General features: G+C 67.4%; 12 protein-coding genes. 8 read left to right on the top strand and 4 right to left on the bottom strand.

Annotation, left to right across the window (positions count from 1 at the left end):
• Positions 1 to 7: 7 nt before the first annotated feature.
• Together AN936_RS22085 and nth are read left to right on the top strand one after the other, a co-directional pair.
• Complete coding sequence (locus tag AN936_RS22085) at positions 8 to 1,186, top strand: M48 family metallopeptidase (protein WP_054589964.1); 1,179 nt, start codon at positions 8 to 10, stop codon at positions 1,184 to 1,186.
• Positions 1,183 to 1,839 (top strand): endonuclease III, encoded by a 657-nt coding sequence (nth, locus tag AN936_RS22090; RefSeq protein ID WP_054589965.1) that lies wholly within the window; start codon positions 1,183 to 1,185, stop codon positions 1,837 to 1,839. The genes AN936_RS22085 and nth overlap by 4 nt, the downstream gene beginning before the upstream one ends.
• A gap of 187 nt (positions 1,840 to 2,026) precedes the next feature.
• Here nth and bdcA read toward each other — a convergent pair whose 3' ends face one another.
• Positions 2,027 to 2,740: an SDR family oxidoreductase gene (gene bdcA / locus AN936_RS22095; RefSeq protein ID WP_054589966.1), complete on the bottom strand. Its 714-nt coding sequence runs from the start codon at positions 2,738 to 2,740 to the stop codon at positions 2,027 to 2,029.
• A gap of 73 nt (positions 2,741 to 2,813) precedes the next feature.
• Between bdcA and AN936_RS22100 the strand changes: the two genes are divergently transcribed.
• Positions 2,814 to 3,407 carry a TetR/AcrR family transcriptional regulator gene (locus AN936_RS22100; RefSeq protein WP_054589967.1) on the top strand — a complete coding sequence of 198 codons (594 nt, stop codon included), beginning with the start codon at positions 2,814 to 2,816 and terminating at the stop codon, positions 3,405 to 3,407.
• 73 nt (positions 3,408 to 3,480) lie between these two features.
• A complete protein-coding gene (locus tag AN936_RS22105; protein WP_054589968.1) occupies positions 3,481 to 4,854 on the top strand; it encodes a M20/M25/M40 family metallo-hydrolase in 1,374 nt (457 codons plus the stop codon).
• A gap of 12 nt (positions 4,855 to 4,866) precedes the next feature.
• Here the strand turns inward: AN936_RS22105 and AN936_RS22110 are convergent, their stop codons facing one another.
• A complete protein-coding gene (locus AN936_RS22110) occupies positions 4,867 to 5,766 on the bottom strand; it encodes an AraC family transcriptional regulator (protein ID WP_054590495.1) in 900 nt (299 codons plus the stop codon).
• 163 nt (positions 5,767 to 5,929) lie between these two features.
• Between AN936_RS22110 and AN936_RS22115 the strand changes: the two genes are divergently transcribed.
• Positions 5,930 to 6,661, top strand: coding sequence for an SDR family oxidoreductase (locus tag AN936_RS22115; RefSeq protein ID WP_054590496.1), 732 nt, complete (start codon positions 5,930 to 5,932; stop codon positions 6,659 to 6,661).
• A gap of 20 nt (positions 6,662 to 6,681) precedes the next feature.
• Here AN936_RS22115 and AN936_RS22120 read toward each other — a convergent pair whose 3' ends face one another.
• On the bottom strand, positions 6,682 to 7,275 hold the full coding sequence (locus tag AN936_RS22120; RefSeq protein ID WP_054589969.1) for a TetR/AcrR family transcriptional regulator: 594 nt from the start codon (positions 7,273 to 7,275) through the stop codon (positions 6,682 to 6,684).
• 33 nt (positions 7,276 to 7,308) lie between these two features.
• Between AN936_RS22120 and AN936_RS22125 the strand changes: the two genes are divergently transcribed.
• From AN936_RS22125 to AN936_RS22135, 3 genes are read left to right on the top strand one after another with little or no spacing between them, the layout of a single operon-like run.
• Complete coding sequence (locus tag AN936_RS22125; protein ID WP_054589970.1) at positions 7,309 to 8,475, top strand: aromatic ring-hydroxylating oxygenase subunit alpha; 1,167 nt, start codon at positions 7,309 to 7,311, stop codon at positions 8,473 to 8,475.
• A complete protein-coding gene (locus AN936_RS22130) occupies positions 8,472 to 9,692 on the top strand; it encodes an FAD-dependent oxidoreductase (protein ID WP_234715685.1) in 1,221 nt (406 codons plus the stop codon). Before AN936_RS22125 ends, AN936_RS22130 begins: the two co-directional genes overlap by 4 nt.
• Positions 9,689 to 11,296 (top strand): phytoene desaturase family protein, encoded by a 1,608-nt coding sequence (locus AN936_RS22135; protein ID WP_054589971.1) that lies wholly within the window; start codon positions 9,689 to 9,691, stop codon positions 11,294 to 11,296. The genes AN936_RS22130 and AN936_RS22135 overlap by 4 nt, the downstream gene beginning before the upstream one ends.
• Here the strand turns inward: AN936_RS22135 and AN936_RS22140 are convergent.
• Complete coding sequence (locus tag AN936_RS22140) at positions 11,255 to 13,243, bottom strand: AAA family ATPase (protein WP_149037751.1); 1,989 nt, start codon at positions 13,241 to 13,243, stop codon at positions 11,255 to 11,257. The genes AN936_RS22135 and AN936_RS22140 overlap by 42 nt on opposite strands.
• Positions 13,244 to 13,426 lie beyond the last annotated feature (183 nt).

A 13,426-nucleotide genomic window follows, 5' to 3' on the forward strand; every position in this document is an offset into this window, starting at 1 on the left:
GACCGCCATGAGTTTCGACCCCGCCGCTGCAACCAGGGCCTATATCGACGGGCTCGGGCCCGAAGCGCTTGCGAAGGCCGCATCCTATACCGTCGGCAGCGAATGGCTGGGCTTCTGGGGCGTCGTCGTTGCCGGGCTCGTTACCCTGCTCTTCGTGCGCCTGCGCATTCTCGACCGGCTCGACGCGCGGCTCGCGAAGCGCGGCTGGGCGATGCGCACCTTCCTGCTCTGCGCCGCCTTCATGCTGCTTTCGGCGCTCGTCACGCTGCCGTGGGATATCTATACGGGCTGGTGGCGCGAAACCGCCTATGGCCGGACCAGTCAGCCGCTCGGCGATTATCTCGGGCAAGGGGCGATCGGCATCGCAATCACCGCGCTGTTCGGGGGGCTGTTCTTCCTCGGCATCTATGCGCTGATCCGCCGCGCCGGAAAACGCTGGTGGATCTGGTCGGGCGGTCTCGCCGCTTTCGCCATTTCGGCGATGCTGCTCCTGTCGCCGATCATGATCGAGCCGCTGTTCAACGATTACAAGCCGGTGCCCGCGGGGCCGGTGCGCGACGCGCTTGTCGTGCAGGCGAAGGATGCCGGGATCGAGCCCGATCGCATCTATATGTTCGACGGCTCGCGCCAGTCGAACAATTTCACCGCCAACGTGTCAGGGCTTGGCCATTCGGCGCGCATCGCGATTTCGGACGTCGCGATCAAGGGCGCGTCGCTCGACGAGGTGCGGGCGGTGACGGGGCACGAGATCGGCCATTATGTGCTCGGGCACATCTGGATCATCGTGATCGTTTTCTCGCTGCTCGCGATCCTGCTCTTCTTCCTTGCCGACCGGCTGTTCCCGCGCATCGCGCGCGCGTTCGGCAGCGATGCGGCGATCGGCGACCCGCGCGGATTCCCGGTGATGATGTTCATCCTCTCGCTCTTCGCCTTCCTCGCGCAGCCCGTACAGAACACGCTGTCGCGCCTCGACGAGAGTTCGGCCGATGCCTATTCGCTGAAGACGGTGAACCTGCCCGACGCGCTCGCGAGCGCGCTCGTCAAGACCGCCGAATATCGTAACCCGCGCCCGAACGCGGTCGAGGAGTTTCTCTTTTATTCGCATCCCTCGGTCGAGCGCCGGGTGCGCGCCGGAATGGACTGGAAAGCCGCGCATCCGGCCGGAGCGGCGACGCCCGCGCGATGAAAAAGGCCGATATCTTCGAATTCTACCGCCGCCTCGCCGAGCTCAACCCGAGTCCCGAGACCGAGCTGCAGTTCGGCAACACCTATCAATTGCTCGTCGCGGTGGTGCTGTCGGCGCAGGCGACCGACGTCGGGGTGAACAAGGCGACAAGGCTGCTGTTCGAGGCGGTGAAGACGCCGCAGCAAATGGTCGACCTTGGCGAAGAGGGCCTCAAACAGCACATCAAGACGATCGGGCTGTTCAATGCCAAGGCGAAGAACGTCATCGCATTGAGCGAAATCCTCGTCCGCGATTTCGGCGGCGAGGTGCCCGCCGACCGCGACACGCTCGTCGAACTTCCCGGCGTCGGGCGCAAGACCGCCAATGTCGTGATGAACTGCGCCTTTGGGGCGGAGACCTTCGCGGTCGACACGCATATCTTCCGCGTCGGCAACCGCACCGGCCTGGCGCCGGGCAAAACGGTGCTCGCGGTCGAAAAGAAGCTCGAGAAGGAAACCCCCGCGCCGTTCCGCGTCGGCGCGCATCACTGGCTGATCCTGCACGGCCGCTATATCTGCAAGGCGCGCACGCCCGAATGCTGGCGCTGCCCCGTGGACGACCTCTGCCGCTACAAGCCGAAGACGCCGGCGCCGAAAGCGAAGAAGGCGGCCTGACGGGGCAACGAGATTGAGGTGGGGAGCGACACCCTATCATCGTCATCCCCGCGAAAGCGGGGACCCAGCGAGCCGGCGTCGCTACTGGGTCCCCGCTTTCGCGGGGATGACGAAGTGAGGGGTTCAAACGACTGCTAGCACGGGCATCGCGATCGGGGACGGCCGCACAGCCGCCCCCCAACCGCTCTCACGCCCCGAACGCGCCGTCAATCGTGTGCATCGCGCCGGTGACGAAGCCCGCTTCGGGCCCCGCGAGCCAGGCGACCATGCCGGCGACTTCCTCGGGACGGCCGTGGCGCTTGATCGCCATGAAGCTGTGCATCAGGTCGCGCATCGGGCCGTCCTCGGGATTCGCATCGGTATCGATCGGTCCGGGCTGGACGATGTTGATGGTGATCCCGCGCGGCCCGAAATCGCGCGCCAGTCCGCGCGCCATGCCCTGAAGCGCCGATTTGCTCAGCGCATAGGACGCCATGCCGGGGAGCGGCATGCGGTCGCCGTTGACCGATCCGATGACGATGATCCGCCCGCCCTCGGGCATCTGCCGCGCCGCCTCGACCGACGCATGATAGGGGGCGGTCACATTGACGCGGATCAGCCGGTCGACCTCGTCGGGATCGAGGTCGAGCGCGTCGCCGAACAGCGCGAAGCCTGCATTGACGACCAGTATGTCGAGTGGCCCGCTGTCGCGGACGCGCGCGATCACCGCGTCGCGATCGCCGCTGTCGGTCGGTACCGCGCTGCTGCCGGTTTCGGCTGCGAGCTGCTCCGCCGCCTCACGCGACCCGTTATAGGTAAAGACGACCCTGGCGCCGTCGGATGCGAAGCGGCGAACGATGGCCGCGCCGATGCCGCGGCTGCCGCCGAGGACCAGAACGGGTTTTCCTTGGAAATCGGACATGGGGAGATTCCTTGCTTATTAATGTAGGGGTGATTACATAAAACTGGAAAGGCTCTCGTCAAGGTATTTTGTAATGGTAACTACAAATAAATCCCGTGCCCGCGGACGCCCGCGCCGCTTCGATCCCGATGCGGCGGTCGTGACGGCGCAGCAGCTTTTTCACGAACGCGGCTATGACGCCGTCAGCGTCGCCGACGTCACCGATGCGCTGGGGATCAATCCGCCGAGCTTCTATGCCGCCTTCGGCAGCAAGGCGGAACTTTATGCGCGCGTGCTCGACCATTGGACCGTCACGGCAGGCATCCCGCTCGATCGGATCCTGCGCCCGAATGTTCCCGTCGCAAGCGCGCTTGCCGCGATGCTGGAAGAAGCGGCGCGTCTTTACGCGTCGGGTCCGGACGCGGGCGGCTGCCTCGTGCTCGAGGGAACCCGATGCAACGACGAGCGCGCGCGCGAGGCTGCGCGGGCGCGCGGTGCCGCCGCGGAAAGGGTGATCCGCGACTTTGTCGCCGCGCGTCATCCCGGCGAGGCCGAAAGCGTGACCGACTATGTCGGCACGATCATGCTCGGGTTGTCGGCAAAGGCGCGGAGCGGGCATGATTTGCCGCGGCTCCTTGCGACCGCGCGCCTCGCCGGAAGCGTCCTCGCGCAAACCCTGCCCGAATAGCGGGCGGGGGGAGGGGAAGCTGAGCGCCGATGCCCTCTTGCGAAGCGGCGCGGAGGCGGCATAACCCGTTGCCATGCGCAACCTTCCTGCCTCCATCGCCCTCGCCGCCGCCTTGCTGGCCGCCGCGCCCGTCCATGCCAAGCCCGCCGATACCGAGACGGCGAAAAAGATCCTGAAGGACAGCATCGCGATCCCGACGGTCGAGGGGCGCGGTCAGGTTCCCAAGCTCGCGGCCTATTATGCGAGCGTGCTGAAAGCCGCGGGCTATGCCGACAGCGATATCGAGATCACGCCGATGGGCGAGACCGCGACCTTCGCCGCGACGCTTCAGGGCACGGGCAAAGGCAAGCCGATCGTGCTGCTCGGTCATATGGACGTTGTCGAGGCCGACCCCAAGGACTGGGCGCGCGACCCCTTCGTGCCGGTCGAGGAGAAGGGCTATATCTTCGGCCGCGGGTCGGAGGACAACAAGTTCGACGTGTCGATGATGGTCGCGGCGATGGCCCAGCTCAAGAAAGAGGGCTTCAAGCCGAAGCGCTCGATCATCCTGCTGCTGTCGGGCGACGAGGAAACCTCGATGCTGACGACGCGCGCGCTCGCCGCCAAATACAAGAATGCCGAATTTGCCTTGAACGGCGACGGCGGCGGCGGGCTGATCGGCGAGGACGGCAAGCCCCAATATTACGGGCTGCAGGCGGGTGAGAAGACCTATGCCGACTTCACGCTCGAAGTGACAAACCCCGGCGGGCATAGTTCGCGCCCGTCGGACACCAATGCGATCGTCCAGCTTTCGACCGCGCTCGCTAAGGTCGGCGCCTATCGCTTCACGCCGCAGCAGAATGAGTTGACCAAGGTCGGCATGCCGATCGTCGCCGATCAGGTCGGCGGCGACATCGGCGCGGCACTGAAAGCCTTTGCCGCCAATCCGGCCGATGCGAAAGCGATCGCCGCGATCCGCGCCGACCCCGAATATATCGGCCAGATCGGCACCACCTGCGTGCCCACACTGGTCAAGGGTGGCCACGCCGAAAATGCGCTGCCGCAGCGTGCGACGGCGAACATCAACTGCCGCATCTTCCCCGGCGTACCCGTCGAAGCGGTGCGTGCCGAGCTCGAAAAGGTCATCGCCGACCCGGCGGTCAAGGTGAACCCCGATCCCGAGGCGAGCGCCAGCGACGCGTCGCCGCTGCGTCCCGATGTGATGGCGGCGGTGACGAAGGCGGTGCATGCTCGCGCGCCCGGCCTGCCGATCATCCCGTCGATGAGCGCGGGCGCGACCGACAGTTATCATTTCCGCATGCAGGGCGTGCCGAGCTACGGCGTCGCGGGCCTGTTCTCGAAGGCGACCGACAGCTACGCCCACGGTCTCGACGAGCGCGTGCCGGCCGACGCGATCGCCCCGGCGCTGGCGCATTGGGACAGCCTGCTGCGCGATCTGTCGAAATAGCAGGGGGCGCCGCTACGCCGACAAGCCGAACTCAGGCGCCGCGCGGAGCCTTGCGGCGTCGCGCAGCGGCGGCAGGCCGAAGGCGCGGCTGTAGTCGCGGTTGAACTGCGAGGGGCTGTCATAGCCGACCTGGAAACCCGCGCTCGCGGCGTCCATGGCGTCCGACACCATCAGCCGTCGCGCCTCGAGCAGGCGCAGGCGCGTGCGATATTGCAGCGGGCTGAAGCGCGTTACCTTCTTGAAATGCTCGTGGAAGGACGACGGGCTCATTCCGGCTAGCCCCGCCAGATGGTCGATACTGAGCGTGCCGGCATAATGGTCCTTGATCCACGTCACGGCGCGGCTGATCTGGTGCAGCCGGGTGTCGGCGGTCGCAATGTGGCGGAGCATCGCGCCCTGCGGGCCGGTCAGCAGCCGGTACAGGATCTCGCGCTCGGCGAGCGGCGCCAGCGCGGCAATGTCGTCCGGCGCATCGAGCAGGCGGAGCAGGCGGAGCGCCGCGTCGAGGAGGCCCGCGTCGGTATCGCCGACCGCGATCGACGGGGTATGGTCGCTGCGCGGCACCCGCGCATCGTGCGCGAGCAGCAGCTCGCCGAGCACCGCGACGTCGAGGTCGAGCTTCAGGCACAGATAGGGATCGTCGGTGCTCGCATCGACGACCATCCCGCTCACCGGCAGGACGACCGACACGACCAGAAACTGCGCGCTGTCATAGATGAAGCTGGCATCGCCCAGCAGCACGCGCTTGCGGCCGCTGACCGCGAGGCACAGCGACGGTTCGTAAACGACCGGCATCGGATGGCTCGGTTCGGAGCTACGGACAAGCGATACGCGCGGTAGCGCGCACGGGTCGATCCCGTCGGTGGCGCGGTGGCGAAGCAATATGGAACGCATTTCAGCAAGTGTCGTCATGATGCCGGTCTCGCATCGTTGTACCGCCGCCGCAAGCGCCACGTTCGATGTTCGGAGGATCGTATAATCATTGCGGAGGCGCGTTCTACCGCCTTCCGTCCGGGCAGGTGCAAAAGGAGGTCACCGGACGGCGCTGGGCTGTCCGGCCCCGATGGAGACGATCATGAACACCACCGACAAAGTCATCCTGATCACCGGCGCCAGCAGCGGCATCGGCGCGGCAACGGCGCGCGAGCTCGCCGCCGCCGGCGCGAAGCTGCTGCTCGGCGCCCGGCGCACCGACCGGCTCGAAGCGCTGGCCGCCGAAATCGTCGCGGCGGGTGGTGCCGCCGAATATCGCGCGCTCGATGTCACCAGCCGCGACAACATGCAGGCGTTCGTCGAGCACGCCGTCGCGCGTTTCGGCCGCATCGACGTGCTCGTCAACAATGCCGGCATCATGCCGCTGTCGCCGCTCGCTGCGCTCGAAACGCAGAATTGGGACGCGATGATCGACGTCAATATCCGCGGCGTCCTCAACGGCATCGCGGCGGCGCTTCCCGGCTTTACCACGCAGGGTTCGGGTCATTTCGTCAATGTCGCCTCGCTCGGCGCCCATTATGTCGTGCCGACCGGTGCGGTCTATTGCGCGACCAAGTTCGCGGTCTGGGCGATCACCGACGGCATCCGGCAGGAGCATCGGGACGTGCGCGCGACGATCATCTCGCCCGGCGTCGTCGAATCGGAGCTTGGCCATGACATCACCGATCCGGGCAGCGCCGCCGCCATGGCCGAATTCCGCAGCGTCGCGATCACTCCCGATGCGATCGCCCGCGCGATCCGTTTCGCGGTCGAGCAGCCTGATGACGTCGATGTCAGCGAGATCATCGTGCGCCCGGTCAAGGGCAGCTTCTGAAGCTTCCGGCTGGCGGCCCGCTAGTCGAGCAGCGACGCCACCGCCTTTTCGACCATCGCCGCCGCCGCTTCCGCCCCGAAGCTGGCGGCGTCGAGCGACAGTTCGAGCCACAGCCCGTCGACCATCGCGGTCAGCATGATCGCCAGCCGTCCCGGATCGGCGGCGCCGCATGCGGTGAGCAACTCGCCCAGCCGTTCGCGATAGCCCGCATAGCTTGCAGTGTGGATTGCCGCCATGCGCGTATCGCTACGCGCCAGCGCCCAAAAGGCGGTCCAGGCGCCGAGCAGTTCGGGATCGGTCACCGGCGGGCGGAAGCTGGCGGTAAGATAGGCGGAGAGGCGCGCGCGCGGATCGCCGCCCGCGTCGGCGACCGCGTCCATGAAAATCGCGTCCATCCGGTCGCTCGTGGCTTGATAGGTCGCGGCGACGAGGTCGTCGATGCCGCCGAAATAATGGCGCAGCAGTCCCGGCGAAACGCCGGCCTTCGCGCAGATGGCGCGGACATTCGTCCCTGCAATGCCATGCTCGGCCAGGCACGCCGCCGTCGCTTCGATCAGGTCGGCGCGGCGGGCGTCGGCGCTTTCGCGCGTAAAGGCTTGGCGAATGGCAGTCATGTTGTTATACGTACGTACAACAAGGACGGACTCATGGCAACTGCACCCCTTCATGCACCGAATTTCGACCCGCAGGACGGCTGGTCGCTCCCCGCGTGGACATACAGCGATCCCGACTTTTACGCAGTCGAAATGGCACGGATCTTCCGCCCGAGCTGGCAGGTCGTCTGTCACGACAGCGATATCCCGAACGTCGGCGACTGGCACAGCATCGATTATTGCGGCGAAAGCGTCATCCTCGTGCGCGGCACCGACCGTGCGGTGCGCGCCTTCACCAATGTCTGCCGGCACCGCGGCTCGCGGCTCGTCGACGGAGCCGTCGGCTGCGCGAAGAAGCTCGTCTGCCCCTATCATGCCTGGACCTACGAGCTCGACGGCCGGCTGACCGGGGTGCCCGATTCGGCGAGCTACCCGACCCTCGACAAGGGCAAGGCGGGGCTCGTTCCGGTCGGGCTCGAACAATGGCGCGGCTTCTGGTTCGTGCGGCTCGACGATGACGGCGGTCCGTCGGTCGCCGAGATGATGACGCCTTATGAAGCGATGGTCGAACCCTATCGCTTCGAGGAACTCGGCGCACTGGGCCGCGTCACGTTGCGCCCGCGCGACGTCAACTGGAAGAATGTCGGCGACAATTATTCGGACGGGCTCCACATCCCCGTCGCGCATCCCGGCCTCACGCGCCTCTTCGGCAAAAGCTATGGCGTCGAGGCCGAGGACCGCGTCGACCGCATGTGGGGCGACCTGATCGACCGCCCGTCGGCGGGCTGGTCCGAGCGCATGTACCAGCGGCTGTTGCCGCCGGTGCCGCACCTGCCTGCGGACCGTCAGCGCCACTGGCTCTATTTCAAGCTGTGGCCGAACGTCGCCTTCGATATCTATCCCGACCAGGTCGACTTCATGCAGTGGCTGCCGACCGGGCCGACGACCTGCCTGATCCGCGAAATTTCCTATGTGCTGCCCGACGCGCGCCGCGAGATGAAGGCTGCACGCTACCTCAACTGGCGGATCAACCGGCAGGTCAATGCCGAGGACACCGAGTTGATCACCCGCGTCCAGCAGGGGATGCAGTCGAAAAGCTTCACCATGGGGCCGCTCAGCGACAAGGAAGTCTGCCTCAAGCATTTCTGTTCGCGGATGCGCGATATCATTCCCGAGGCGCGGCTCGAAACCGCGCCCAAGGCGGGGTGGAGCCGCGCTTGAACGACGTCGCGTCCGTGGTGATCGTCGGCGGCGGGCCTGCCGGCATGGTCGCGGGCCTGCTCCTCGCGCGCGCCGGGGTGCGCGTGACGCTACTCGAAAAGCATGCCGATTTCCTCCGCGACTTCCGCGGCGACACGGTGCATCCCTCGACCCTCGAACTGTTCAACGAGATCGGCCTGCTCGAAGAGCTGCTGAAAGAGCCGCACGCCGCGATCGACACGATGACGCTGGGCCTGCTCGGAGGGCGGTACACCATCGCGACGATGAAGCATCTGCCCGTCGCGGCGCGCTTCGTCGCGATGATGCCGCAATGGGATCTGCTCGATTTCATCGCGGGGCAGGGAAAACGCTATCCGACCTTCGATCTCCGCATGTCGACCGAGGCGACCGGGCTGACCTATGACGCGGCGAACCGCGTCAGCGGGGTGACGCTGGCGAGCGGCGAAGCGCTGCCCGCGCGACTGGTTATCGCCGCCGACGGGCGCCGCTCGGTGCTGCGCGATGCCGCCGAACTGCCGCTTGAGGACCTTGGCGCGCCGATGGACGTGCTCTGGTTCCGCATCCCGGTGCCTGCGGGCATGGACATGTCCGAAGTCGCGCTCGGCACGATCGACAAGGGCGGGATGGTCGTGGCGATCCCGCGCGGCGATTATTGGCAATGCGCGCAGATTATCGAAAAAGGCGGTTTTGCGCCGATCGAGGCGGCGGGGATTGTGGCCTTTCGCGACCGGATCGTCGCGATCGCGCCCGGCCTCGCCGCCGGGATCGATGCGATCCGGAGCTTCGATGATGTGAAATTGCTGTCGGTCGCGCTCGACCGGCTCACCCGCTGGTCGCGCCCGGGCCTGCTCGCGATCGGCGATGCCGCCCATGCGATGTCGCCCGTCGGTGGCGTCGGGATCAACCTCGCGGTGCAGGATGCCGTCGCCGCCGCGAACATTCTCGCCGCCCCGCTCGCGGCGGGCGCCGATCCCGATCCGCTGCTCGCCAAGGTGCAGGACCGCCGCTGGACGCCGACGACGTGCATGCAGGCGATCCAGCGTTTCGCGCACCGGCGGGTGATCGAGCCGATGCTGCGCGGCGAAATCACCCGTGTTCCGCTCGCCGTCCGCCTCCTCGATTCCATCCCGCTGCTTCGCCGCATTCCGGGCCGTGTCCTCGGCCTCGGTTTCGGCCGCCAGCATGTCCAATCCCCGCTTGCGAAAGACTTCTCATGACCAAAGCCTATGACGCCCTGATTATCGGCGCCGGCCACAACGGCCTCGTCTGTGCCTTCTATCTCGCCAGGGCGGGGCTGAAGGTGCGCATCGTCGAGGCGCGCGACGTCGTCGGCGGCGCGGCGGTGACCGAGGAGTTCGCGCCGGGCTTCCGCAATTCGGTGGCCAGCTACACGGTCAGCCTGCTCCAGCCGAAGGTCATCGCCGACATGAAGCTCGCCGATCATGGCTATCGCGTCATCGAGCGGCCGATCAGCAATTTCCTGCCGCAGGAGGATGGCGGCTATCTCAAGCTAGGCGGCGGGCTCGAACGCACGCAGGCCGAGTTCGGCAAGTTCAGCAGCCGCGACGCCGAGGTGCTGCCGCAATATTATGACGCGCTCGAAAATGTTGCAGAGCTGCTCCGCGACCTCGCGCTGCGCGTGCCGCCGAACGTCGGTGAGGGGATGCGGACGCTGCTCGACGGCGCCCGGCAGGGGCGGCGTTTCGCGACGCTCAGTCTCGAACAGCAGCGCGACGTGCTCGACCTGTTCACCAAGTCGGCGCGGACGATGCTCGACAGCTGGTTCGAAAGCGAGGCGGTCAAGGCGGCGTTCGGCTTCGACGCCGTCGTCGGCAATTACGCTAGCCCCGACACCCCGGGCAGCGCCTATGTCCTCCTTCACCACGTCTTTGGCGAAGTGAACGGCAAGAAGGGCGCGTGGGGCCACAGCGTTGGCGGCATGGGCAAGATCACCGAGATCATGGCGAAGGTCTGCCGCGACATGGGGGTCGAGATCAGCCTCGAAAGCCCGGTCGCCAAGGTGCTCGTCGACGGCGGCAAGGCGGTCGGCGTCAAGCTCGTTGGCGGCGAGGAAATCGCCGCGGCGCGGGTGATCGCCAACGTCGGCCCGAAATTGCTCTACGAACGGATGATGGACGCAAGCGACCTGCCCGCCGGTTTCGAACGCCGGATCAAGGGGTTCAAGGCGGGCAGCGGCACCTTCCGCATGAACGTCGCATTGAGCGAGCTGCCGAAGTTCACCTGCCTTCCCGAACCCGGCGAGCATCACCAGTCGGGGATCATCCTCGCCCCGACGCTCGACTATATGGACCGCGCTTTCCTCGACGCGAAACAATATGGCTGGTCGAAGGCGCCGATCGTCGAGATGCTGATCCCGTCGACCGTCGACGACAGCCTCGCACCTCCGGGGCAGCATGTCGCGAGTCTCTTCTGCCAGCAGTTCGCACCTGAACTTCCGGACGGGCGCGACTGGGACGATGAGGAAGTAGCCGCCGCCGATGCGATCATCGACACCGTCGAAAAACATGCGCCGGGCTTCCGCGCCAGCATCGTCGGGCAGACGCGCCTGTCGCCCAAAGGTCTCGAACGCAAGTTCGGCCTCGTCGGCGGCGACATCATGCACGGCAATATGAGCCTCGACCAGCTCTGGGCCGCGCGCCCCGTGCTCGGCAACGGCGGTTATCGCGGGCCGGTGAAGGGCCTTTATATGTGCGGCGCGGGCACCCACCCCGGCGGCGGCGTGACCGGCGCGCCGGGGCATAATGCGGCGACGGTGATCCTACGCGACCGGGGCCTCTTCGCCCCCAAATGGCGCGTCTGACCCGAAGCCGATCGGTTGCGGCATCGCCGGGCGCGCCGCGCGTTCGCGGCGCAACCGCTCGACGAGCGTCCCATCGTCGCGGGCTCGGGCAAAACGCGCCTGCCGCGCGACGACCGCAAAGTCGCCGAGCGTCAGCCCGCCGACCCGGTCGAGCGCTGCGGGCGCCGGGCGTCCGAAGAAATGGACGAACGCCCGCCGCGCGCGCGGGGTATCGAGCGCGCGCATCTCGACCTTGAAGACGAAGCGCCGCGCCGACGCGGGATCGAGCTTTGCCGCATGGTTGGTCGCCGCGGCGAAGGGCAGGGGATGATCCTCCATCCAGGTCAGCAGTTCGTTGACCTGACTGACCTCCCAGCTCGCCGTTGCGCCCTGCCGGTCGGCGAGCAGCGAATCGACCTCGTCGAAGAACAGCATCGCCCCCTGCCGCCGTGCCTCGGCAAAGGCGCGCGCGATCGCTTTTTCGGTCTCGCCGACCCATTTCGACATCAGGTCCGACGCGCGCTTCATATGCAGCGGCCGTCCCAGCCGCCGGGCCAACGCCTGCACCGCCTCGGTCTTTCCCGTCCCCGGTGCGCCGGTGAGCAGCAACGAGAAGTCGGCAGGGGCTCCCGCGCGCGTGAGCTCGGCGAACAGCGCCGGCAGGTCGGTATCGGCGGTGAGCAGGCCTTCGTCGAAGTCGCGCGGCGCGCGCGGTTCGATGTCGTGCCCGTGCATCGCGCCAAGCACCGATCCCGCAAAGCGGCTCGCGCTCGCCGGGTCGCCCGCCAGCCCCGCCGCGCGCGCGGCGACGCGGAACAGCGACGCCGCTTCGGGGGCGCGCGCCGCGAGCGCCTGCAACGCCGGGTCGACCGCGACCGCCTCTTCGGCGCTCACCCGTGCCAGCATCGCCGGGCTGTGCGCGACGCCGGGAAAGTCCATGCGGATCGACAGGCTGAAGCGGCGCAGGATCGCGGGATCGACATCGACGATGGCGTTGGAGGTCCAGATGACCGGGACGACATTTTCCTCGAGCAAGCGGTTGACGAACAGCTTCGATCCCGACCGGTTGCGAATGCGGCCGTCCTGTTCGGCCTGCGCGTTGCCGAGCAGATCCTCCATTTCGTCGAACAGCAACAGCGCGCGCCCGCGCTTCTCCAGCGTGCGCAGCGCCAGCCGCAGCGCGGCGACGCGGTCGAACCGGGTCGGCTCGTCCCCGTCGCTGTCGGCTTCGCCGACCGCGTGCAGCGGCTCGCCGAGCGCGGCGGCGAGCGTCCGCGCGAGTTCGGTCTTGCCCGTCCCCGGCGGGCCGTGAATCAGGATATTGATCCCGCGTGCGCCGCCATCCAGCGCCCCGCGCAGAAGCGCGAGCGCGAGGTCGGCTTCGCGCCGCTGCGCCGGAAAATCGGCGAGCGCATGGCGCGCCGCCTGCCGCCGGCCGAGCAGCCCGTCGATCAGGCTTTCATGCTGCCCGGTCCTGGCGTCGAGCAGGCGCTCGAACGACCAGCAGAGGCCGAACTCGACCTTGCCCTCCTTGCTCGTCCAGCGCCCGACGAGGTCGAGCCGGACCACCTCGGCGGTGCGAATGGCGTGCGGAGCCAACTGCGTGAGCGTTCCGACGAGGGCCTCCATGTCGAGCGCCTCGGCGTCGACGAGCTTGGCGAGGCTGCGCGTCAGCGGCCCGCGCTCCATTGCGGTGACGAGCAACAGCAGCGCACGCTCTTCGGCGGCGAGGTCGAGCGCGTCGGCCAGCCGGTTCGCCTGCAACAGGCTTTCATCCGCGCGCGCATCGGGCGGCCGGACCGGAGGCCCGAGCAGCGCGGCGCGCGCGATCGTCTTGTTGTCGAACCCGAGCGCGGCGGCTCGCGCGCGGGCCCAGCCGAGCAACGCCCGGCCGGTCTTGGTCTTGCCCGGATGATCCGTGGCGATGGCGCGCGCCAGTGCGCGCGCCCAATGGCTGTCGTGCAACATATATACCTGCCTGCGGCCGGCGGACGCACGGCGCCCGGCGGCAGAAGTGATGATGGCGGGTTGGAAATTGCGGCAGCGCCCGTCGCGCACCGCGTCAGGACGAACGCGCTACGACAGCGGACGGATGCCGCAGGGATTCAAACCCTGGATTATTCGGCGTTCCGACACGTCACGTCTCCAAAA

Origin of the sequence: Sphingopyxis macrogoltabida (assembly GCF_001307295.1) — a bacterium.
GTDB classification, from domain to species: domain Bacteria; phylum Pseudomonadota; class Alphaproteobacteria; order Sphingomonadales; family Sphingomonadaceae; genus Sphingopyxis; species Sphingopyxis macrogoltabida_B.